Annotated in this window: 19 protein-coding genes; 8 read left to right on the forward strand and 11 right to left on the reverse strand. The window is 65.2% G+C overall.

Going from position 1 to position 21438, the window contains the following annotated elements; genetic code table 11:
* Positions 1-41: 41 nt before the first annotated feature.
* Complete coding sequence (locus AC1Z3W_RS05240; RefSeq protein ID WP_483507829.1) at positions 42-2222, reverse strand: FUSC family protein; 2181 nt, start codon at positions 2220-2222, stop codon at positions 42-44.
* Between AC1Z3W_RS05240 and AC1Z3W_RS05245 the strand changes: the two genes are divergently transcribed.
* Positions 2134-2448 carry a hypothetical protein gene (locus AC1Z3W_RS05245; protein WP_483507864.1) on the forward strand — a complete coding sequence of 105 codons (315 nt, stop codon included), beginning with the start codon at positions 2134-2136 and terminating at the stop codon, positions 2446-2448. The genes AC1Z3W_RS05240 and AC1Z3W_RS05245 overlap by 89 nt on opposite strands.
* Before the next feature lie 38 nt (positions 2449-2486).
* On the opposite strand, the gene AC1Z3W_RS05250 is transcribed toward AC1Z3W_RS05245, so the two are convergent.
* Positions 2487-3170, reverse strand: a complete 684-nt coding sequence (locus AC1Z3W_RS05250; protein WP_483507156.1) for a type 1 glutamine amidotransferase domain-containing protein — start codon at positions 3168-3170, stop codon at positions 2487-2489.
* A gap of 43 nt (positions 3171-3213) precedes the next feature.
* Complete coding sequence (locus AC1Z3W_RS05255) at positions 3214-4254, reverse strand: NADP-dependent oxidoreductase (RefSeq protein ID WP_057924003.1); 1041 nt, start codon at positions 4252-4254, stop codon at positions 3214-3216.
* 572 nt (positions 4255-4826) lie between these two features.
* Between AC1Z3W_RS05255 and AC1Z3W_RS05260 the strand changes: the two genes are divergently transcribed.
* Positions 4827-5612 (forward strand): SDR family oxidoreductase, encoded by a 786-nt coding sequence (locus tag AC1Z3W_RS05260; protein WP_057924002.1) that lies wholly within the window; start codon positions 4827-4829, stop codon positions 5610-5612.
* Positions 5613-5700: 88 nt separating this feature from the next.
* Here AC1Z3W_RS05260 and AC1Z3W_RS05265 read toward each other — a convergent pair whose 3' ends face one another.
* Complete coding sequence (locus AC1Z3W_RS05265) at positions 5701-6645, reverse strand: AEC family transporter (protein WP_082664542.1); 945 nt, start codon at positions 6643-6645, stop codon at positions 5701-5703.
* Between the two features lie 418 nt (positions 6646-7063).
* On the opposite strand from AC1Z3W_RS05265, the gene AC1Z3W_RS05270 reads away from it, so the two are divergent.
* Both AC1Z3W_RS05270 and AC1Z3W_RS05275 read left to right on the forward strand, forming a co-directional pair.
* A complete protein-coding gene (locus AC1Z3W_RS05270) occupies positions 7064-7348 on the forward strand; it encodes an antibiotic biosynthesis monooxygenase family protein (RefSeq protein WP_057924000.1) in 285 nt (94 codons plus the stop codon).
* 161 nt (positions 7349-7509) lie between these two features.
* Entirely contained in the window at positions 7510-7821 is a 312-nt protein-coding gene (locus AC1Z3W_RS05275; protein WP_242431731.1) for a DUF3331 domain-containing protein, read from the forward strand.
* Positions 7822-7857: 36 nt separating this feature from the next.
* On the opposite strand, the gene AC1Z3W_RS05280 is transcribed toward AC1Z3W_RS05275, so the two are convergent.
* From AC1Z3W_RS05280 to AC1Z3W_RS05295, 4 genes are all read right to left on the reverse strand, one after another.
* Complete coding sequence (locus tag AC1Z3W_RS05280) at positions 7858-8718, reverse strand: fumarylacetoacetate hydrolase family protein (protein WP_124832443.1); 861 nt, start codon at positions 8716-8718, stop codon at positions 7858-7860.
* A gap of 114 nt (positions 8719-8832) precedes the next feature.
* A complete protein-coding gene (locus tag AC1Z3W_RS05285) occupies positions 8833-10221 on the reverse strand; it encodes a c-type cytochrome (protein WP_057923998.1) in 1389 nt (462 codons plus the stop codon).
* Between the two features lie 8 nt (positions 10222-10229).
* Positions 10230-12008: a GMC family oxidoreductase gene (locus AC1Z3W_RS05290; protein ID WP_483507157.1), complete on the reverse strand. Its 1779-nt coding sequence runs from the start codon at positions 12006-12008 to the stop codon at positions 10230-10232.
* A 7-nt stretch (positions 12009-12015) separates the two neighbouring features.
* The gene (locus AC1Z3W_RS05295; RefSeq protein ID WP_242431730.1) at positions 12016-12579 is read right to left on the reverse strand and encodes a gluconate 2-dehydrogenase subunit 3 family protein; all 564 of its coding nucleotides are present in this window, start codon (positions 12577-12579) and stop codon (positions 12016-12018) included.
* Between the two features lie 838 nt (positions 12580-13417).
* Between AC1Z3W_RS05295 and AC1Z3W_RS05300 the strand changes: the two genes are divergently transcribed.
* Entirely contained in the window at positions 13418-14383 is a 966-nt protein-coding gene (locus tag AC1Z3W_RS05300) for an enoyl-CoA hydratase/isomerase family protein (protein WP_057923995.1), read from the forward strand.
* A 137-nt stretch (positions 14384-14520) separates the two neighbouring features.
* Positions 14521-14724 (forward strand): hypothetical protein, encoded by a 204-nt coding sequence (locus AC1Z3W_RS05305; protein ID WP_483507158.1) that lies wholly within the window; start codon positions 14521-14523, stop codon positions 14722-14724.
* Between the two features lie 106 nt (positions 14725-14830).
* Here the strand turns inward: AC1Z3W_RS05305 and AC1Z3W_RS05310 are convergent, their stop codons facing one another.
* Positions 14831-15778 carry a LysR family transcriptional regulator gene (locus tag AC1Z3W_RS05310; protein WP_483507159.1) on the reverse strand — a complete coding sequence of 316 codons (948 nt, stop codon included), beginning with the start codon at positions 15776-15778 and terminating at the stop codon, positions 14831-14833.
* Positions 15779-16007: 229 nt separating this feature from the next.
* Here AC1Z3W_RS05310 and AC1Z3W_RS05315 point away from each other — a divergent pair, with 229 nt between their 5' ends.
* A complete protein-coding gene (locus AC1Z3W_RS05315) occupies positions 16008-16796 on the forward strand; it encodes an SDR family oxidoreductase (RefSeq protein WP_483507160.1) in 789 nt (262 codons plus the stop codon).
* 65 nt (positions 16797-16861) lie between these two features.
* Here the strand turns inward: AC1Z3W_RS05315 and AC1Z3W_RS05320 are convergent, their stop codons facing one another.
* On the reverse strand, positions 16862-17830 hold the full coding sequence (locus tag AC1Z3W_RS05320; RefSeq protein ID WP_057924154.1) for a cyclase family protein: 969 nt from the start codon (positions 17828-17830) through the stop codon (positions 16862-16864).
* A gap of 307 nt (positions 17831-18137) precedes the next feature.
* Between AC1Z3W_RS05320 and AC1Z3W_RS05325 the strand changes: the two genes are divergently transcribed.
* Positions 18138-19721: an aldehyde dehydrogenase (NADP(+)) gene (locus AC1Z3W_RS05325; RefSeq protein WP_057923992.1), complete on the forward strand. Its 1584-nt coding sequence runs from the start codon at positions 18138-18140 to the stop codon at positions 19719-19721.
* 252 nt (positions 19722-19973) lie between these two features.
* Here the strand turns inward: AC1Z3W_RS05325 and AC1Z3W_RS05330 are convergent, their stop codons facing one another.
* Positions 19974-21290, reverse strand: a complete 1317-nt coding sequence (locus AC1Z3W_RS05330; protein WP_057923991.1) for an MFS transporter — start codon at positions 21288-21290, stop codon at positions 19974-19976.
* Between the last annotated feature and the right edge of the window lie 148 nt (positions 21291-21438).

The following is a 21438-nucleotide window of genomic DNA, read 5'->3' on the forward strand; positions in this document are numbered from 1 at the left end:
CTGAACGAGCAGCCCTCCCCGACGCGCGCTGGGTGAACCAGTCAGTGTGTGCGGCCTGGTGCCGACGCGTCGTCATTGGGCGCCGGCGCGGGTAGCGGCGAGTCGGGTGCCGCGAGCGCGCTGTGAACGAAATGCAGACTACCGAGCGCCGTTTGAAGGTAGGGTGTCGCCGGGCGAGACGCATCGGCGGTCTGCATCGTCCGTTGCAGTGTGGCGATGGCAATCTGTACCGCATGCGTGGCAGCGGCGCTGGCCTTCGGTGTCGGCGTCTCGAACAGACGCTGAATCGCGCGGCAGGCGAACGCGCAATCGTCGAGCCACGCCGGTGCGGCGTCCGGTGCGATCCGTGCCGCCTCGCTGGTCATTGCGCTGCGCAGGTCCACGACGGCCGAGCCGATCTCGAGGACGGACAGGAACCATTCGACGGACTCGCCGTTCGCCACCGGGTCGTCACGCGATATCGACCGAACCTGATACATGAGGTCGCGCGTGCGGCTTTCGAATCGCGCGCGCAGCGTCGCGGCGGAGTCGGTGCAGGCGAACACGACCTGCCTGCGCAGGTCGGTCAGCAGGTGCTTGCGCAACCCGAGCATCGTCGGCGGCAGGAACAGTTCGAACGCGACTGATGCCATCAGCATGGACAGGACCAGCGCGATTGCGTCGTTCATGAAGGATGTCGGATCGTAGGCGACGACATTGTCGGGGCCTGTCAGAAAACAGAAATAGATGCAGTATCCGATGCCGTACCCGGCCAGCGACGGGCGCGTCGTCATCCAGCATCCTAATGCGAGCGGTGGAGCCAGTACCACGCAGAGCAGCGGGAAGCCGTCGATGACCGGGTAGATGACGAACATGACGATCAAGCCGAGGGCGGATGCGAGCGCCGTGCCGATCGCCATCTGGAACGCCGTGCGAGACGGGCGCGCAGAGGACGCGACCAGTGCGCAGATTGCGCCGCCGTTCAGCACGAGCAAGGCGCCCGACGGCCATGCGGTTGCGATCCAGAACGCGCTCAGCACGAGTGTCAGCAGCATCGCGCGGATGCCGGCGACGGCCGCGATGACCGGATTGGTTCGCGGTTCGTATGGCGCCACCCACTGCTCGCGATCGTGCGCGGCGGCGCTCAGCGACAGATAAGTGCTCGCATAGGCGATATAGCTGTCCAGGAACCGGTCGAGCAGGTCGACCGCCGTGTCGAAGTCGAGCGCGGTCGCGCCGCTGCCGAGCCGGTTTCGCGCCAGCTGCGCGCGGCCGGGCAGCGACGTGCGGCAGCGCTCCAGGGTGGCGGCCAGCGACGTGGCGAGTGCGTCGATATCGTCGGCGTGCGCCGCATCGTGGCGTTCGAGTCGAAGCGGTGCCGCGATACTTGCCATCAGTGCCTCGATCTCTGTCAGCACGACATCGGCTCGCGCGACACGCAGCCGGGCGATCAGCTGACTCAATGCGTGCAGGCGCGTCGACGCCGCCATGCGCTCCGCATTGAGACGAGTCAGGCGGCCGTTTCGCAAGCGTGTGTCGGGGCTTTCGAAAACCGCGGCGCTGCGTGCGGCTTCCGAGCTGACGGTCTCGTCGACGACGCGCACGTTTAACGCCTCAAGAAATGCTCGGTCGGTTTGGCCGGACAGAATCGACAGCACGTCGTCCGCAAACTCGATGAACCGCGTTCGGTTGACGCGGCTGATCTGTTCGCTGACATGCTGCGGAAAGACGAGCGCGCTGACCGCGCCCGAACTCAGGATGCCGATCGTCACCTCCGTCACACGCGTCATCGCCGAAAGAAAGGCCGCGTCCGGATGCTGCCATGACGGGATGCCGATGAGCGCGGCAGTGTAGCCGGCGAGCACGAAGCCATAGGTCCGGAAGTTGCGGTTTCGCGCGGCACCTGCCGTGCAAATGCCGATCCAGAGTGCGGTTGCGCCGAGGAAGAGTTCCGGAGCCTGCCCGAACAGACTGATCAACACCAGCATGGCGAGCAGGCCCACGATCGTGCCGCAGATCCGGTACAGGCTTTTTGCGAGCACCATGCCGCTTTGCGGCTGCATCAGCACGAAGACCGTTGTCATAGCCGTTCGCGGCATCGGGAGTTCGAGCTTCATCGCCACGCCGAGCGCCAGAAGTGCGGCGAGAATGGTCTTGAAGACGTACAGCCAGGTGACGCCGCTCGTGCTGGCCCAGTTTCGGGCGGTATCGGCGGCGGCGGCACCTGATTTGGTATCCGAAATATATGATGTGAATCTGAAGAGCGGCGAAGACATGATGTGTGTAGCGCGTGATGCAGGCGTGCGGCGACAGGACGAACGTGATTGTATTTTCCGCAGGCGCGCCCGAGTATTGCGTGTGGTGTTAAACGCTTTTTCCGGATCAGGATCGATGTCATCGCGCGACGACCCTCGGTGGGCTGACGATCGCGCTCCCGCGCGTTTCGTTCTTGCGCGAGACCGGCGGTGAACAGGGCGTCCGCCGCCGGTGCGGAGCTCGCTCCGTGGTCAGGCGCGCGTCAGCATGTTCAACAGCGCCTGGGCGGCCGGTTCGGACGACGCCGGATTCTGGCCGGTGATCAACAAGCCGTCGACAACCACGTACGGTTGCCAGTCATCGGTCTTCGAATAGCGGCCGCCCTTCGACTTGAGCTCGTCCTCGACGAGAAACGGCACGACGTTCGTCAATCCGACGGCATCCTCTTCCGAATTCGAGAAGCCGGTGACGGCCTTGCCGGCGACGAGCGGCTCGCCGTCCGGCCCCTTGGTATGGCGCAGCACAGCCGGTGCATGGCAGACGGCCGCGACCGGCTTGCCCAGTGCGATGGCCTGCTCGATCAGCGAGATCGACCGTGCGTCTTCTGCGAGATCCCAGAGCGGGCCGTGGCCGCCCGGATAGAACACTGCGTCGAACGCGTCGACGGCAACCTCGGACAGCTTTTGCGTGGCCGCGAGCGCGGCCCGCGCGTCCGGATCCGCTTCGAAGCGGCGCGTGGCGTCGGTCTGGAATGCGGGATCCGCGCTTTTCGGATCGAGCGGCGGCTGGTCGCCGGCCGGCGACGCGAGCGTGATGTCGGCGCCCGCGTCTTTCAGCGTGAAGTAGGGCGCAGCGAATTCCTCGAGCCAGAAGCCGGTTTTCTCGCCGGTCGAACCGAGGGTGTCGTGGGATGTCAGGACGAACAGAAGTTTCATGATGACTATGGATGAAGATGGATGATGGATGTGCGAATCCGCTTTACGCAGCGGTTTCGGCGACGCGCACGACTACCTTGCCGAAGTTCCTTCCCGCGAGCAGACCGATGAGCGCGTCCGGCGCGTTTTCCAGGCCGTCGGTGACGTCCTCGCGTGGCGTGATCTCGCCGGCCTTGACCCATCCGCCCATTTCGGCCAGGAACGCCTGATAGCCGGTCGCATAGTGATCGAGGATGATGAAGCCCTCCATGCGGATCCGTTTCTTCAGGAGCGTGTCGGTCAGGAGCGGCAGCCGGTCAGGGCCGGGCGCCGGTTCGCTATCGTTGTATTGCGAGATCAGGCCGCAGAGCGGCACGCGCGCGCCGACGTTGAGGAGCGGCAGCACGGCGTCGAAAATCGCACCGCCGACATTCTCGAAGTAGACGTCGATGCCGTCGGGGCAGGCTTGCGCGAGCTGCCGTGCAAGATCGGGCGCACGCCGATCGAGGCACACGTCGAAGCCGAGCGTCTCGGTGACGTACCGGCATTTCTCCGCGTCTCCTGCAATGCCGACGACGCGGCAGCCTTTCAGTTTTGCGATCTGGCCGACGACGGCACCTACCGCACCGCTCGCCGCCGCGACGACGACCGTTTCGCCCGGCTTCGGTTGCCCGATCCGCAGCAGGCCCGTGTAGGCGGTGAAGCCGGGCATGCCAAGCACGCCAAGCGCATGGGACGGGTGGTCGAGATCCGTGCCGAGCGGCATGAGATCCACGCCGTCGGAGAGCGCGTAGTCCTGCCAGCCGCTGTCGCCAAGCACCAGGTCGCCGACTGCAAAGGCGGGATGCTTCGAGGCGACGACGCGGCTGACGGTGCCGCCCACCATCGCATCGCCGAGCGCAACCGGCGGTGCGTAGGACGGCGCGTCGCTCATGCGCCACCGCATGTAGGGATCGAGCGACAGGTACAGCGTCTGCAGCAGGACTTCGCCTTCGGCGGGCGTCGGCACTGCCGTGGTTTCAAGTCGGAAGTTGTGCGCTGCCGGCGCGCCGACGGGGCGGCTGGCCAGGACGATCCGTCGATTGACGGATTGGGATTGCGGCATGGGTGACCTCTGTGTGACGGTTGCGCCGCCCGGATCGGGCCGGTTGGCGACGGGTTTTTCGTGTGACGGTCGCGATGCGCTTGCAACATGCCGGAGCACGTTGCAAGCGAAAGTAGACCAGTCGTCTAGTGTTTGTGCGCTTGCGGGGCTACGTCGCAGGGCTTGACCTGCGGGGGTGCGCCGGGTTGTGCCATGCATCGCATGAATGCGAGGGCCGATCACCCGGTCGAACCGTGATGCGGATCATACGATCGAGTAGACCAGTCGTCTAGTGAGCATGTGGCGCGATTTCGCGCTCCACGATCTGTCCCGTTTGCGGTTGACGAGGGACGCACGGCAACGGCGAACAGAGCATCCGCTCGCCGCAATGGCCGTGTCGTAAGGCGCGCGCCGAAATCGGGCGTTCCGGCAAATGACGGCGTGCGATCGCTTCCGAACCGCGTCGGCGATGCGGCCCGCCTCCCCATTCGGGGGGGCGCGTTGGCTGCGCGAAACGCCGTAAGGTAGTTGGCAAGGTCGCCGTCCGAGTCGGTCCGGTCGGCGCAATCATCGTGTACCGAGCGGGAGGGGGCATGACCAGAACGGTGCTGATAACCGGTGCGGGGTCCGGATTCGGGCGAGGTGTTGCGTTCGCGCTTGCCGAACGCGGGCATCGCGTGATCGCGGGTGGCCAGATCTGGCCGCAGGTCTGGGCGCTGCGGCAGGAGGCCAAGGCACGCGGGGTGGACATGCAGGTCATCAAGTTCGATGTGACGAACGAAATCGATCGTGCGCATGCATTGACCCACGACGTCGATGTCCTGCTGAACAACGCGGCCATCATGGAATCCGGCCCGCTTGTGGAGATTCCGATATCCGTGTTTCGCTCGGTGTTCGAAACGAATGTCTTTGCGGCGCTCGAAGTCGCGCAGGGGTTCGCGCGCAGGATGGTCGTGCGCGGGCATGGCCGGATCGTCTGGATGTCGTCGGTCGCGGGACTCGTCAAGGTGCCGTTCGACGGCGCCTACGCCGCGTCGAAGCATGCCGTCGAAGGCATCTGCTCCGCGATGGAGGAAGAGTTGAAGCCATACGGCGTCGAAGTCGTGACGATCAATCCTGGCGCCTATCGTACGGGCTTCAACGATACCGGCATGGAAAGCATGGATCAATGGTGGAACCACGGCGAACGCGTCGTGGCCCACTGGCCGACGCGCGAACTGAACCGGCAGCACGATCCCGCGGAAATGATCGACGCCATCGTCACGGTGATCGAGGCGGAGGCGCCGCCGTATCGGACCGTCAAGCCCGAAGCCGCCGAACAACTCGTGCGCGATGAACAGGCCGCCGCATGGCAGCGGATCGTAGGCGGCAAGCAGTGAGCGGCGCGAACGAGCCCGACACGCGGTCAGCCTGTCCGGCACGCACGCGACACGAGCTGCCGGCAGCCGCAAGGTGGCGCCTCCGCCTCTAGACGAAATGGAGCAGCGCGATCGTCAACGTCAGCGTCACCGCTGACAGGATGCTCGACGCGACCAGCGTCGCACCCGCGGTCGGATCGTCGATGTCGTAGCCGAGCCCGAACAGGATGCCGAACGAACCGCACGGTATGGCCGCAAGCAGCACGAGCTGACCGGCCATCGGCGGCGGCACGGAGAAGAGCCGGACGCAGAACCATGCGAGCAGCGGCTGCACGATGTGGCCGAGCAACAGCGCAACACATACCTCCGCGTTCAGTCGGATCGGCAGGGCGGCAAGGATGAGGCCGGTGGAAAACAATGCGAGACCGGCCGTCGTTCCACCGATGATGCCCAGCGATTGGGCGATCAGCGTCGGCAGGTGCCATCCGAGAATGGAGAAGGCGATGCCGCCGAGCGGTGCCAGAACGACCGGCTTCAGGAAGGTATTGAGCAGCGCGCCGGCGAGTGGTGGCGCATTCGATCGACTTGGGTGTTCGGTGCTGCGGGCGCGCTCGAGCAGGATCAGGCACGCCGGGGACATCACGACTGACGCGATGGTGATGGCGAACGCGACCGTCAATGTACTCGACTCGCCGTACACGGCGACGAGAAGAGGCAGGCCGACGGCCGCAAAGTTCGGCATGCCAACCGTTACGGCGCGCACGGCGGCATGACTCGGGTCGACATGAAAGACATGTTTCGACAGGACGAGCGACGCGAAATACGGTACGAGCATGAAGATCACGATGACGGCGACGGGAACCAGATGGTTCATCAGTTCCGCGCGCGGCATCTTCGCGGTATAGACGAACAGCGCGAACGGCAGCGCATAGTCGACCAGCATCTTGTTGATCGACACGATCGGCATGTTTCCGGCATGGGTTTTCCCGGCGAAATAGCCCATCGCGATCGAAAAGAAAAACGGCACCAGCGCGGATGATATTTGTGCGGTCATGGATGCTCCAGAGCGGGTCGCCAGGCACGGTGCCGGTATCCGGCGCGATCGCCCGCATGCTGACTGGGCGATCTCGACGCGGCGAAACAAGCCGGCCCGCGAGTCGTAGCGTTGCTGCCAACATGAACGTCTTGCGGGTTTTTTTGACCCCCCCGTAGTGGGGGTAGAGCGCTCGGCTCGACAGCGCTATCGTTGGCGCATCGTGGCAACCGGTCGACGCGACGCAGGCTGGCCGGTTCGTATCGAGCAGGTGCCGTTGCGTGGTTCGCTTTTGAAGCGAGTCGTCTTTCCACGCGAACCGGCAGCAGGGCAGCGCGCATGCGCGTGCATGCCTACCCGGAATGTCCGGCACGGGATCGATGCCGGCAGCGTGTCAATTGCACTGCGCGACTGTTCGCGTCGCGCGGAGAAACCCGTCATGATTTTTGAGATTGCCCAGATCGACATACAGGAAAACGGCGAGCCGGGGTTTGAACGTGCGGTCGCCGACGCGAGGTCGTTCATCGAACGCGCGCCCGGTTGCCATGGCTTGCATCTGTATCGCGGTATCGAGCAACCGTCGCGCTATCGTCTGATGGTGCAATGGGAAAGCGTCGAGCGGCACGACGCCTTTCGTCAGACAGCCGATTTTCAGCGTTGGCGCGAACTGGCCGGACCCTTCTTCGTGGGTCCGCCTTCAGTCGAGCACGTGCGCGAAGTCTGATCAGCGTGCGGCACGGTGTGCCGCCGCGTCCTTGCGGCGTGCACGATCCGCATCGCTGGCGCTATGGTTTTTTGCAAGATGCTGGTCAGGATCGCGTGACCGATTGAACACGAGCGGTCGACCGGGCACCGGGTTCGATCGCGCCGGCTTGCGAGTGGGACATGCCTGATGCGACTTCACGACTGGACGACGGGCCGCGCGTGGGTTCCGCCCGCGAGTTCGCGGGTGCCCAGGTGACGGTGCTGGAATGCGACGGAAGCGTGCTGGTGGTGCGTTGGGTCGAGCCCGGTGTCCGGCATTTCGGTGAGCAGCGCTGGCGGCGCGCCATCGCTTCCCGCCGCGGCATCTGCGTGCTGTCGCATTTGCCTATCTTCCCCGGAGACGCGGTGTTTCGTCCGGCGGAGCGGCCGAGACCGACCAATGCCGCCGCGATGATCCTCGCGAGCGATGTGCTGGGCATGCAGCCTGCCTGAACGCGTGCCGGCGCGCGCAGCGCCGGCACGACCGGATCACGATTGCGCGACGGTATTCCTGAGTACGCCGATCCCTTCGATCTCGACCTCGCACACGTCGCCTGCGCGCATCCAGAGCGGCGGATTGCGCGCCATGCCGATGCCCGACGGCGTGCCGGTCGCGATGACGTCGCCGGGCTCGAGCGTCATGACTTCGCTGATGGTGACGATCAGCGTGGCGATGTCGAAGATCATGTCGTTCGTATTGGCTTCCTGCACGACGACACCGTTGAGCCGGGTCTGCAGCTTGAGGCCGGCCGCGCCCGCCGGTAGTTCGTCGACGGTCACCAGTTCGGGGCCCAGTGCGCCCGTTTCGTCGAAATTCTTTCCGACCGTCCATTGCGGCGTCTTGAACTGATAGTCCCGCAGGGTCGCGTCGTTGAAGACCGTATAGCCGGCCACATGGTTCAACGCATCGCTTCGCCCGATGCGTCGGCCGCCGCGGCCGATGATCACCGCCAGCTCGCCTTCGTAATCGAGCTGATCCGATTCTGTCGGCTTGCGTATCGCAGCACCGTGCGCGGTCAGGCTGCTGCGAAAGCGCGCGAACAGCGTCGGATACGACGGAACCTCGTATCCCGCTTCTTGCGAGTGTTCGGCATAGTTGAGCCCGACGCAGATGATCTTCGTCGGCCGCGTCACGGGCGGGAGCAGGGTGCAGTCGGCCAGGTCGAGCGGCCGGCCGGCCAACTGCAGGCGTTGGCTCGCTTGCGCCAGCGCGGAAGGACCGCCGGAGACGAGGGTGTCGAGATCGCCGGGATAGTCGGGATCGGTACGCGTCAGTCCGAGATAACGGCCGTCGCCGGACCGGATGGCGAGGCCGGTGGTACCGTCGCGTACGAAGCTGATGAATCGCATGATGGTTTTCCGATAATCAAGTCAAACAAGCCGGAAGGCGTGCGGTCGCGCCGCGCAGCCCTTCGATCGTGTGCGGGATGGTGGGTCCCGCGTGATGCGGGCGGCGGCCCGATGTCATTTGCCGGTCGAACCGGGCGCGCCGTCGTCAGTCACTTCGTTTGCGATGGCAGCCCGGATCCGCTTCAATTGCGCCGGATCGACCTGCCGCCGGACTTTCGCGACGTCGGATGCGCTCACCTTGCCGGCACGATTGCCCCAGCTGTCGCGTACGAACGTCGCGAGTTCGGCGATCTGCAGGTCCGATAGCCGCCAGCCGAATGCGGGCATGGCCAACGGCGCCGGATCGGATCGGGTCGACGGCATCCGCGAGCCGGTCAGAATCACGTGAATGACCGACGACGGATCGTCGGACGCGACCACCGCATTGCCGGCCAGCGCGGGAAACGCCTTCATCGCGCCGCTGCCGTCCGAGCGATGGCATGCATTGCAGTTGTTGAGGTACAGCAACGCGCCGCCTGTCGGTGTCACGCCCGAGCGCAACGCCGCGATCGCATCCGACTTGACGGGCAGGGCTGCCGACGTCTGCGGTGCGCGACCGGGGCCGAGGCTGCCGAGGTAATCGGCAACCGCGCCCAGGTCGGCGTCGCTGAAATACTGCGTGCTGTTCTCCACGACTTCGGACATGCCGCCGAACGTGGCGCTGCCGTGTGATCGTCCGGTTCGCAGAAGCTGAACGATGCTGTCACGTGTGAGCTTGCCCGCGCCGTTTCCGCTTCCGCTTCCGTATCCGGGGCGCAGCTCGGGGGCGTGCCAGCCCGCGAGCGTGTAACCGCTCAGGTACAGGTCCGTTCCGCGCGCGTCGAACGCTTTCTCCTGGCCCATCGGGCCGTGAGGCGTATGACATGCGCCGCAGTGCGCGAGCCCTTGAACGAGATAGGCGCCGCGATTCCACGCCGCGCTTTGTGCGGGATCGTCGCGATACGTGCCACTGGGGCGAAACAGAAGATTCCATCCCGTGAGCAGCACGCGCAGGTTGAACGGAAAGTGGAGCCGCGTCTGCGGATTCGGCTGGCCGATCGGGCGGACGCCATGCATGAAGTACGCATAGAGGGCACGGGTATCGGTGTCGCTGACCTTCGAGAAGGACGGGTACGGCATGGCGGGGTAGAGCAGGTGTCCGTCCTTCGCGACGCCTTTGCGCAGCGCGGCCGCGAAGTCGTCGTAGCTGTAGCTGCCGATCCCGTGCTTGATATCTGGCGTGATGTTCGTCGAATAGATCGTGCCGAACGGCGTTTCCATCGGCAGTCCGCCGGCGAACGGCTGGTCGCGGCGCGATGTATGGCATGCCACGCAATCACCGACGCGCGCCAGATAGGCGCCGCGCGCGATCTGGTCGGCATCCTGCGCGTTCGCGGCGGCCGGTTGCAACCATGCGGCCAGCGTGGCGCAGGCAAATAGCAGGCCGAATGAGATCGCGGCCGGTTTCGTGCGTTGCTCACCCATTGCAATTCCTATGCCGGTAGCAGTGGACCAGGATTCTTCAGGTATTGCTCGCGGATCGCGCGCGCCGCGAAATACGCTTGCGCGCCGACCATGCCGGTCGGGTTGTAGGCCCAGTTTTGCGGAAACGCGCATGCGCCCGTCACGAATACGTTGTGCACGTCCCACGATTGCAGGTACTTGTTGACGACGCTCGTGTCCGGGCGATCCCCGCAGACCGCGCCGCCGGTCGTATGCGTGGTCTGGTACGGCCGCATGTCGAAGTGATCGCCGATCTTTCCGGCATGGACCGACATTGATTTCGGCTTCATCACGCGCGCGACTTGCTCGGCCTTGTCGGTGACGAAACGCGTCATGCGCATCTCGTTGTCGTGCCAGTCGAATGTCATGCGCAGCAAAGGGAGGCCGTATGCGTCGCGATAGGTCGGATCAAGATCCAGGTAGTTCGTGCGGTATGACATGACCGAGCCTGCCGTACCGATGGAAAACGAATGCAGGTAGTTGTCCTTGAGCGCTTTCTTCCAGGCAGCCCCCCATTTGGGGGTGCCTTCCGGCAGCAGGGTCTGACCGATCGGGCGGCCGCCGGTGACCATCGCGCTGATATAGGCGCCGCCGACGAACCCCGCCGCGGAATGATCGAAGTGATCCGCATTGAAGTCGTCGAATGCCTGGCCCCCGGAGCCGGCGCCGATGAATGGATCGATGTGGACGTCTTTGTCGAAGAACAGCGAGACCGCGCTGTTTTTCTGGTAGGCGAAGTTTCTGCCGACGGTTCCCGTTCCCGTCACCGGATCGTACGGCGTTCCGATCCTGGACAGCAGCAGCAAGCGCACGTTGTGCATCTGGAATGCGCAAAGCACGACGATGCGCGCCGGTTGAAACACTTCCTGGCCCTGTGCATCGAGATAGGTCACGCCGGTGGCGCGCTTGCCGGACGAATCGAGTGCCACACGCGTCACATGCGATCGGTCGCGCAACTCGAAATTGGGTTTGGCTAGTAACGCGGGCAAGATGCAGGCTTGCGGCGATGCCTTCGCATACATGTAGCAGCCGAAGCCTTCGCAATAGCCGCAGAAGTTGCACGGGCCGAGCTGCAGCCCGTATGGATTCTGATAGGCGATCGACGCATTGGACGCGGGAATCGGAAATGGATGGAAACCGGCTTCGCTCGCCGCATGCCTGAACAGTGTCGCCGGATAATTGTCGGCGAGCGGCGGACACGGATAGTCACGCCGGCGCATGGCCTCGAAGGGATTGCCGCCGTCGACAATCTGGCCGTGCAGATTGCCTGCCTTGCCCGACGTGCCCATCACGGCCTCGATACGCTCGAAGTACGGTTCGAGTTCGTCCAGCGTATAAGGCCAGTCCTGGATCGTCATGTCGCCGGGAATGAACCCGGCGCCATATCGCTGCACGTAGTGCGAGCGGATCTTGAGGTCGGCAGCATTGGCGCGCCAGGTCGTGCCGTTCCAGTGCACGCCCGCGCCGCCCACTCCGGTACCCAGCAGGAACGCGCCGAGCTGCCGGTAGGGCAATGCGTCCTCGTTCGGCGCATGCCGGATCGTGACCGTCTCGCGCGCAAGATTCTGCATCAGCTTGCGCCGCTGAATGTAAGCGAGCTCGTCGGCGATGGCAGGGTACGCGAACTCGGGGCTCGTATCGCGGTTTTCGCCGCGCTCCAGGCCAACTACGGTCAGGCCGGCCTCGGCCAGCTCCATACCCATGATCGCACCTGTCCAACCCATCCCGACGAGGACGGCGTCCACTTCCGGCTTCGTAATATGCGGCATATGTATCTCAACCCTGCTGACCTTCGATGCTGACCGGGCCGTACGGGTAGCGCTTGCCGGTCCCGACCCAGTCGAGGAAGTCCGCCCTGGCTCCCGGAAAGCCGATCATCTTCCAGCTGCCCATCTCCTTGTTGCCTCCGTGGATCGGGTCCGACAGATAGCCTTCACGGGTGTTCTCCAGCAGAAACGCGAAGAAATCCGTCGCGGAGATATCGTCGAATGCCATCGCGCCTGACTCCAGGCGTGCGAGCACGTCGGTCTGTTCCGCGACGGCGAGTTCGGCAAAACGCTTGCCTGCGAAGTCGCGCATGCATCGTGCGTTCGTTGCCTGGATGCCGGCCCGGTACAACTCGCGCGGCGTCAGCCGCGACTGATAGCCGAACAGCGGTGAGGCGGCACGAAACGGACCTTGCATGTACCAGTGCGCCGCGTAGCCGTAACCGGTTTCCAGTTGCCTGTCGATGAAGACGGGTACGTTCAGGTCCAGCGCGCCGGGCCCTTCATCGTCGTGCGGGATCAGGCGGTCCACTGCCGCGAGCACGAAATGCCATTCTTCGAGCGTGAAGAACACCGGACGATAGTTGTCGAGCCGGACGCCGCTGTCGGCGTTTTGCATTGCCGTCGGTGATGGCGATGCGTCGTCTCCGGGATGGCACGCCCCCATCGCGACGGCGGCAGGAACGATGGCGACGCGTTTGAGGAATACGCGCCGGCCGGACGCCGGCTTCGGCGGCTTGTCTCCGCGTGACTGGGCTTTGCTCATAGACGGGTTTTCAGGCCATTTCGAGGTGTCGTCACATGCGCGCGGGCGCTGCCGCTACAGTCCGCTGACGATGCGGCGAGCGCGCGCCGGTACGCATTTCAATAGGCCTGAGTGGTGCGAATGCTCGTGAATGAGAGCGTGTGTCAGGCCATGCGTCGAAGGGTGTCGGTAGCAACAGTACCCACAGCCCCGTGCGATGACAGCCCCCTGTTTGGGGAGGGGGCGCAGGATGGACGACCCGGGCAGTTATGCGGCCAGCAATCGGCCGCGAGAAGCCGTATCGCCGCGTTGCTGCATGGTCGACCGGATGGTGAAATTGTCGGGTATGCGTGACCTGCGTCGCTGCAGCGCATGCGCAAGACGATGCGCGCCGGAAGCGCAAGGTAGATCCGGATGCCCCCCACTTGGGGAGGATCCTTGCAAATGTCCCGACGGTCCGAGGATCATTGCGTTAGCGAGGTTTGCTTCTCAATGCTGACGAATTCCTCTCGACGCAGCCGAAATTGCTTGCGTAGTCGCTGTCATCCGCAGTACAGGGGGAAGACGCGGCGCCAGCGGATTGCAATCGCGATACTCGACTTCGCCGCGAATGGCGAGCCGAGCGTGGCTTTGCCGAGGCGAGATGAAACCAACCAAGGAGCCTGCCATGTCGACCTTCTCGAGACGTTCGTTCGTCCAGTCAATCGGTGCCGCAACATTTGCGCCAGGCGTGTTGCTCGCGTCGGAGGATGGGGTGGCTGCGCCCGGAAAGTCCGCGCCACCGCAGGGCGGCGGCGCGAACTATGCCGATTACAAGCATATCCGGGTCGCCCAGGACAGCGGGGTTGCCACGGTGACGTTGAACTACCCGCCGCTCAACCTGCTCGACGAGGTGTTGTCGGAGGAGTTCGATTCGCTGACCCGACAACTTGAACAGGATGCGAACGTACGTGTCGTTGTGCTGCAGAGCGCCGTGCCGAAGTTCTTCATTGCGCACTCGGGCCTGCATCGTGTCGGCTCCGCGCCGAAAACGACTTCGAACACACGCACGTTCCGCCTGACACAGATGCTCGGCGAGCGCCTGCGCAACATGCCCAAGGCAGTGATCGCCAAGGTCGAAGGCATCGCTCGCGGCGGTGGCTGCGAGATCGCGCTGGCCGCGGACATGTGTTTCGCCGCGATCGGCGAAGCCGTGTTCGGCCAACCGGAGGTTGTTTGCGGGCTTGTTCCGGGTGGTGGCAACACGCAGCGCCTGCCGAGGCGGATGGGGCGCGCCCGCGCCCTCGAGGTGCTGCTGGCCGGAGAGGATTTCTCGGCGGAACTGGCCGACCATTACGGCTATATCAATCGCGCGCTGCCGGCCAAGGAACTGGGTCCGTTCGTGGACAAACTCGCACGCCGCATCGCGACCTTTCCGCCCACCACGATCGCCCACCTGAAAAGGTCCGTGGACATGGGGTCAGACGTCTCTTTCTCCGAAGGCTTGTTGGTGGAGGCGCACGAGGCCGATCTTTGCGTCGCCAATGAAGCGATACAGGCGCGCGTGAAAGCGATACTCGCGGCCGGTGCCGAGACCTACGAAGGTGAACTTCGCTTTCCCGACCTTTCCGCGAACCTGCCTCCTGCCGATTGAGTGGTTTTCTTGCCTCCGGAAGAGGGACTCGCAAGTACGGCCGCGTTATCGCGAGCGAGCTGGCCTGTGACTGAAGGGAAATCCCGAGGCGCGTATCGCCCTCGGGATTTCATGTTGACTATCGCTCCACGCTGCGCGTGCGCGCGAACGACCCGAACGACCCGAACGACCCGAACGGCCCGAACGGCCCGAACGGCCCGAACGGCCCGAACGGGTCGAAGGTCGAGTGGTCGGGCACGTTCACGCCGCACGGCGCGACCGACGACGATACCGTGCAGCTGTTCCGCGGGATCTACCAAGACGGCCTCGCGGAACTGGCGAAGCGGTTCGCGGCGGTCTGATGGCAGCGCTTCGCATCGTGTGTGACGGAGCCGGGTTGTCCGGCTCCCGCTGCGGATTCGCCGCGGGTTTCGGCCTGCCGCGAAGGCGTTGGCGTGTCCGCCCGGCTTATACCGTTGCGTCCGGCGCGCGGCCGCCGTCGGCATGCAGTTCGTCGATCAGTTGCCGCGCGCCGGGCGAGATCGGCGCGCCCTTGCGCGTGACGAGCTCGTAAGGCTCGCTGCGCGAACCGATCCGGAGCGGCAGGATGCGTGTCATGTCGTGCCGCGCGAAGAACTCGGCGACATCGATCGACACGAGCGCGACGAACGACGGATTGCCTTGCAGCAGCGCGAGCGTCGCGAACGCCGACGTCGTTTCGAGCAGATGCGGCGGAAAGCGGATGCCGGCTTCGAGGAATTCGCGTTCGAGCAGCAGACGCATCGGCATGTTCGCGCGATACACGACCCATCGGTACTCGGCGAGGTCGCGCAGCGCGAGCTTCTTCGCGGCCTTCAGCGGATGACGCACGTTCGCGACCACGGCAAGCGTCTCGTCCTGCAGCTTCACGCTGTCGTAGAGCTGTGGCGTGCGGCTGATGGTCGTGCGGCAGATCGCGAGGTCGAGCCGACCCGCGTCGATCTCGCTCAGCAGTGCCTCGCTGGTGTCCTCGACGATCTCGACGGACATTTCCGGATGGCGCGCAACGAGCGTCGAGATCGCGTCGGTCAGCCGCGGCACCGCGCCCATGATCACGCCAACGCTCACGCGACCGCCATGCCCGCGCAGGATGCCGACGATTTCCTCGCGCAGATGCGCGAGATCGGTGTGAATCAGCCGGGCGTAGCGGATCACGCAATCGCCGACCTCGGTTGGTTCGAGCCCACGATTGGTGCGATTGAACAGCGGCGTGCCGAAGGTCGTCTCGATCTCCTGCAGCGCCTTGCTCGCGCCCGGCTGCGTGAGTGCAACCTGTTGCGCGGCCTTCAGCAGCGAGCCCTGGTCGGCGAGCGCGATCAACAGGCGCAACTGTTTCAGGTGAAGACGCGAAATGATCGAATGAAGCGGTGGCGTCATGGGAATGACAAAAAGTTATACCGGTATCACATCCGGTCAATTGCCGCGACGGGCGCGTCTCTTTATGCTGGCGCGTCGAACCTTGTTTTACGCACATTTTCGGGAGTGTGACCCGATGTGTCGCCGGAGCGCGGCGGAGCGGGTCGCACGCACTATAACTTGAACTTATTGTCGTGTCGATTGCGGTCGCGCCGGAACGGCACGCACCGGATGCCTGGAGCGAAGCAGAATGGATCTGAACATCGAAGGCCGCTGGGCGCTGGTCTGCGCGGCCAGCAAGGGACTGGGCAAGGGTTGCGCGCAGGCGCTCGTCGCCGAGGGCGTGAACGTCGTGATCACCGCGCGCGGCAGCGAAGCACTGGAGGCGACCGCACGCGAATTGCGCGCACTCAATCCGGCCGTCACGGTGGCGGCGGCGGCCGGTGACATCACGACCGGCGCGGGCCGTGCGGCGGCGCTCGCGGCCGCGCCGCACATCGACATCCTCGTGAACAACGCGGGCGGCCCGCCGCCGGGCGATTTCCGCGAGTGGACGCGCGACGACTGGATCGCCGCGATCGACGCGAACATGCTGACGGCGATCGAGCTGATCAAGGCGACCGTCGACGGGATGACCGAGCGTGGTTTCGGGCGCATCGTCAACATCACGTCGAGCGCCGTGAAAGCGCCGATCGACGTGCTCGGCCTGTCGAACGGCGCGCGTACGGGCCTGACTGGCTTCGTCGCGGGTATCGCGCGGCAGAAGCGCATCGCGGCGCGCAACGTGACGATCAACAATTTGCTGCCGGGGCTGTTCGACACCGACCGTCTGAAGAAGGCGACCGAAGCATCGGCGCAAGCAGAAGGGACGGACTACGAAGCGACGCGTGAAGCGAAGCGCCGGAACGTGCCGGCCGGGCGTTTCGGCACGGCCGACGAGTTCGGCGCAGCGTGTGCATTCCTGTGCAGCGCGCATGCGGCCTATCTGACGGGGCAGAACGTGTTGCTCGACGGCGGCGCGTATCCGGGAACCTTCTGACGGCCTGAGCGGCTGCAGTCGAATGCCCGGGCCGCGCGACGCGCCCGGGCATGGCCTTGCTCGCGTTACTTGATCACGAGCGGATTGACCGGCGCACCGGTGCCGCCGACGATTTTCAGCGGCGCGGCCGTGTACAGGAATTGCCACTGGCCGTCGCGCGCGCAATCTTCCGCGAGCGCGTCGAGCAGCACGACCTCGGTGAACACGACACCGAGGTTGCGCATCAACGCGTTGTGCAGCGGGATCATCACGCCCGATGCGGGATCGACCGTGACTTCGTTGCCCATCGTGTCGGTGACGAGGTTCGGGATCTCCATCTCGCGGAACCATTCGACGAGCTCGCGGCTGAACGTGAGGCCCGGCTCGATGTAGTCGCGATAGAACTCGGCCTCGTCGCGCTCGTAGAACGACCCGATCCAGCCGGTGCGGATCATCAGGATGTCGCGCGGCTCGATCGTCACGTTCTGCGCGCGCGCCGCATCGAGCAGATCGTGGTGATCGAACGTCTCGCCCTTGTCGAGCACGCGCTTGTCGCGATGTCGCGCGATGTCGATCAGCACCGCGCGGCCGACGATGCCGCGCTTGGCGATCGGCAGGATGCTCGCACGATCGAGGCCGCCGACCGTGCTCAGCGCGTCATAGCCGTTCCACAGCGTGTCGTCGTACCACACGTGGCCGAGCGCATCGCACTGCGTCGAGCCCTGCACGTGCATGAAGATCACGTCGTCCGCGTATTCGACGTTGCCGTCGAAGTGCGCCTTGCCCGCGAGAAAGTGGCCCTTGTCGAGCACGTTCATCCGCATCGACGGGCGCCGCCCAGGAAACAGCGGTTCGCCTTTTGCATGGCCGATATCCACCTGCAGCGTGAAGGTCCGGCCCTGGCGCACGGCGCCGATGCCGCGCATCACCTGCTCGGCCTGCAGATAGTTCAACGCGCCGACTTCATCGTCGGGCCCCCACTTGCCCCAGTTGGTCGGCAGGCCGTCGAGCAGGCGCTTGACGTCCGGGCCGTCGGCCGGTTTCTGCACACACATGTTCGTCTCCATCGTTATGGTCGACGCGAGCCCGGGACGGTTTGTCCTTCGGGCATTCGACGTCGGACGGGCGCGCCGGGTATGGCGCGACGCAGGGCCAGTATGAAGAGCGCGCCGCGCATCCGGTATTGAGAGCGACTCATAGCGTTATAAAAATCTGTCATGCGCGAAGTGTTGACGCGGACCGGGCGGTTTTGAAACCATCGTGGTCACTCGCGTCGACGCCGCATGGGCATCGACGCCAACGCATTCATACGCATGCCGGAATATTGCGTGTGCAGTCGATTGACCCACACAGGAAACGGAAATGAATATCGCAGGCAACTTGCTGATCGGTCAGCACGCACGACGCGGCACTCACGGCGTCACGTACGCGATCGACGCGGCGAGCGGTGAACGCATGGAGCCGGCTTTCGGCGGTGCGACCGTCGTCGATCTCGATGAAGCGTGCGCGCTGGCCTGGGCGGCCTTCGACGCATATCGAGAAACCTCGCCCGAAGCGCGCGCGCGGTTTCTCGAAGCGATTGCGGCGAACATCCTCGCGCTCGGCGATGCGCTCGTCGAGCGCTGCGTTGCCGAATCGGGCCTGCCGCGTGCGCGCGTCGAAGGTGAACGCGGGCGCACGGTCGGCCAGTTGCGCATGTTCGCCGGCGTGGTGCGCGCGGGTGACTACGTCGAGGCTCGCATCGATCCGGCGCAACCGGAGCGCCAGCCTGCGCCGCGCCCCGATCTGCGCCTGCGCCATATCGGCATCGGGCCCGTCGCGGTATTCGGCGCGAGCAACTTCCCGCTCGCGTTCTCGGTCGCGGGCGGCGATACGGCATCGGCGCTCGCGGCCGGCTGCCCGGTGATCGTGAAGGCGCACTCGGCGCACCCCGGCACGTCGGAACTCGTCGGGATGGCCGTGCAGCAGGCCGTGAAGGACTGCGGGATGCCCGAAGGCACGTTCTCGCTGCTGTTCGGCAGCGGCCGCGAAATCGGCCAGGGCCTCGTGCGCGACCGCCGCGTCAAGGCAGTCGGTTTCACCGGCTCGCGCCATGCGGGAACCGAGCTGATCGCGATCGCCAATGCGCGGCCCGAACCGATCCCCGTCTATGCGGAGATGAGCAGCCTCAATCCGGTACTGCTGTTCCCGCATGCGCTGGAACGGCGCGGCGATGCGATCGCGCACGCGTTCGTGCAGTCGCTGACGCTCGGCGCCGGGCAGTTCTGCACGAACCCGGGGCTGATCTTCGCAGTGGAAGGGCCGGCGCTCGATCGCTTCATCGCGGCGGCGGCCGAGCGGCTCGCGCAGGCACCTGCTGCGACGATGCTCACGCCGGGCATTCATCAGGCATTCGAGCGCGCGGTGACTGCGTTCGCGCAGCATCCGCAGGTGCGGACCGTCGCACGTGCCAATGCGCCGACCGGTGCGAACCAGGGGCAGGGCGCGCTGTTTTCGACGAGCGCCGACGCGTTTCGCGAATCGAAGGCACTGCACGAGGAGATTTTCGGCGCAGCGTCGTTGATCGTCCGGTGTCCCGACCTGAAGACGATGCTCGCGCTGGTCGAGTCGCTGGAAGGGCAACTGACGACGGCGATCCATATCGACGAAGCCGATTACGCGGACGTGCGCCTGTTCCTGCCGGCGCTGGAGCGGCGCGCGGGCCGCGTGCTGGTCAACGGTTTCGGTACAGGCGTCGAGGTAGCGCATGCGATGGTGCACGGCGGCCCGTTTCCGTCCACCGCGGACGGGCGCTCGACGTCGGTCGGCAGTCTCGCGATCCGCCGATTCCTGCGGCCGGTCAGCTATCAAGACATGCCGGATGCGCTGCTGCCCGAAGCATTGCGAACGAGCAATCCGTGGGCGATCAATCGCCTGCTCGACGGGACGATGACGCTCGCGAACTAAGGCTCGCGCAGTAAGCAAGCGGGGCGCCGTGAAGCAACGGTGCCCCGCGTTTTCGCGGACATGTTCCTCTTCCCCGACATCGACGCGCGACTACGGCGAAATGAGCGGGATCTTCGCGCACGGCCGCTCGACGTGGCCGATGCGCCGCTGTCGATCGATCGTTGAGCCGCTGAAAACCGCTGACGATGCAACAAGGCCCGCTTGCGCGGGCCTCGTCGTGCCGGTGAAGGGGAGGGTCGGTCGCGTGGGCGGTCAGCCGTGCGTGCGCGGCCGGTAGTCGATCATGCTGGAGAACACCGCGATCAGTACGGCCATCGCGACGAAGAACAGCAGCGCGAGGAAGTACGATCCCGACCACTGGACGATCAGGCCGATCAAGATCGGTACCACGACGCCGACCATGCTGCCGCAGAAGTTCATCGTGCCGCCGAGCACGCCGGCGCGCTCCGGGCCGCCGACGATTGCCGGCAGGCTCCAGTACATTCCGCAGAAGCGGATGAAGAACATCGCGATACTCAGCAGCAGCACGACTGCGTTGGCGTTGGCGATATAGGCCGCCGCGAGGATACACGCGGCCGCGATCAGTGACGAGCCGCCGAACATTGTGCGCATCACGAGGTTCGGCGATGCCCCAGACGCTTTCCAGCGATCGCCGATGGTGCCGCCGATCAGTTCGCCGACGAAGCCCGACATGAAGATGACGAAGGTCGCGCCGCCCGTCGTCGCGATGTTGAAGCCGTAGGTCTTGTGCAGGTAGCTTGGCATCCACGTCAGCAGCCCGTAGAACACCGCGAGGATGCAGCTGTAGCCGGCGAACATCGCGAGCACCGAGCGGTCCTTCACGAGTTCGCGCAGCGGCACGCGTTCGCCCGAAGCTTTCGCCGGCGAGTGCTCGCGCGTGATGTGTTCGAGCTCGGCCGCATTCACGCCCGGGTGCTCGGACGGATGATTGCGGATGTAGCGCCACACCAGCACGCCCACTAGCATCGTGCCGACACCCGCGATCACGAACGCGATGCGCCACGACCCGAACCACGCGATCAGCCCGGAGATCAGGATTGCGCCGAGCGCGCTGCCGAGCGGCGCGCCGCCGTCGACAAGCACTGCGCCGCGGCCGCGTTCATGCGGCGTCAGCCACGAGCCGATCAGCTTCGCGCCGGCCGGGAACACCGGCGATTCGGCGAAGCCGAGGCCCATGCGCGTGAGCATCAGCAGAATCCAGCTGTGCGACGCGGCGCCGAGCGCCTGGAACGCGCCCCACGCGAGCGTCGCGGTCGCGATGATGCCGCGCGTGTGATAGCGGTCGAGCATCACGCCGACCGGAATCTGCATCAGCGCATACGACCAGAAGAACGCGCTCAGCATTAGGCCTTCGAGTGCCGGCGACATGTTGAATTCCGGCGCGATCAGCGGCATCGCGACCGACAGTGACGCGCGATCGATGTAGTTGATCGCGACCAGCAGCAGCATGAGCAGGAAGATGCGCCAGCGGACGCTGGTCGGCCGTGCCGCCGCGTCGAGCGAGGCCGGCGATGCCGTCGGGACGGCGGGGGAATTCGAGGGGGGCATGCGTGTCTCCGTCGTTATGGTTGCGGGGCGATGGCATCGTCCCGTGCAGCGACTGTAGGGGTACGGCCGCGTCTTGCCTAATGACGCTTCGTGATCGCGTGATAACCAAACGGCGCGGCGTGCGCGGGGAATAAGCGGGCGTTATCGG

The sequence above is a fragment of the Burkholderia sp. 10_S31 genome (assembly GCF_056930375.1).

Excerpts from the sequence above, each read along its gene's own strand:
- AC1Z3W_RS05250 (WP_483507156.1), bottom strand. The coding sequence starts at position 3,170 with ATGAAACTTCTGTTCGTCCTGACATCCCACGACACCCTCGGTTCGACC.
- AC1Z3W_RS05255 (WP_057924003.1), bottom strand. The coding sequence starts at position 4,254 with ATGCCGCAATCCCAATCCGTCAATCGACGGATCGTCCTGGCCAGCCGC.
- AC1Z3W_RS05260 (WP_057924002.1), top strand. The coding sequence starts at position 4,827 with ATGACCAGAACGGTGCTGATAACCGGTGCGGGGTCCGGATTCGGGCGA.
- AC1Z3W_RS05265 (WP_082664542.1), bottom strand. The coding sequence starts at position 6,645 with ATGACCGCACAAATATCATCCGCGCTGGTGCCGTTTTTCTTTTCGATC.
- AC1Z3W_RS05270 (WP_057924000.1), top strand. The coding sequence starts at position 7,064 with ATGATTTTTGAGATTGCCCAGATCGACATACAGGAAAACGGCGAGCCG.
- AC1Z3W_RS05275 (WP_242431731.1), top strand. The coding sequence starts at position 7,510 with ATGCCTGATGCGACTTCACGACTGGACGACGGGCCGCGCGTGGGTTCC.
- AC1Z3W_RS05280 (WP_124832443.1), bottom strand. The coding sequence starts at position 8,718 with ATGCGATTCATCAGCTTCGTACGCGACGGTACCACCGGCCTCGCCATC.
- AC1Z3W_RS05285 (WP_057923998.1), bottom strand. The coding sequence starts at position 10,221 with ATGGGTGAGCAACGCACGAAACCGGCCGCGATCTCATTCGGCCTGCTA.
- AC1Z3W_RS05290 (WP_483507157.1), bottom strand. The coding sequence starts at position 12,008 with ATGCCGCATATTACGAAGCCGGAAGTGGACGCCGTCCTCGTCGGGATG.
- AC1Z3W_RS05300 (WP_057923995.1), top strand. The coding sequence starts at position 13,418 with ATGTCGACCTTCTCGAGACGTTCGTTCGTCCAGTCAATCGGTGCCGCA.
- AC1Z3W_RS05310 (WP_483507159.1), bottom strand. The coding sequence starts at position 15,778 with ATGACGCCACCGCTTCATTCGATCATTTCGCGTCTTCACCTGAAACAG.
- AC1Z3W_RS05315 (WP_483507160.1), top strand. The coding sequence starts at position 16,008 with ATGGATCTGAACATCGAAGGCCGCTGGGCGCTGGTCTGCGCGGCCAGC.
- AC1Z3W_RS05320 (WP_057924154.1), bottom strand. The coding sequence starts at position 17,830 with ATGTGTGTGCAGAAACCGGCCGACGGCCCGGACGTCAAGCGCCTGCTC.
- AC1Z3W_RS05325 (WP_057923992.1), top strand. The coding sequence starts at position 18,138 with ATGAATATCGCAGGCAACTTGCTGATCGGTCAGCACGCACGACGCGGC.
- AC1Z3W_RS05330 (WP_057923991.1), bottom strand. The coding sequence starts at position 21,290 with ATGCCCCCCTCGAATTCCCCCGCCGTCCCGACGGCATCGCCGGCCTCG.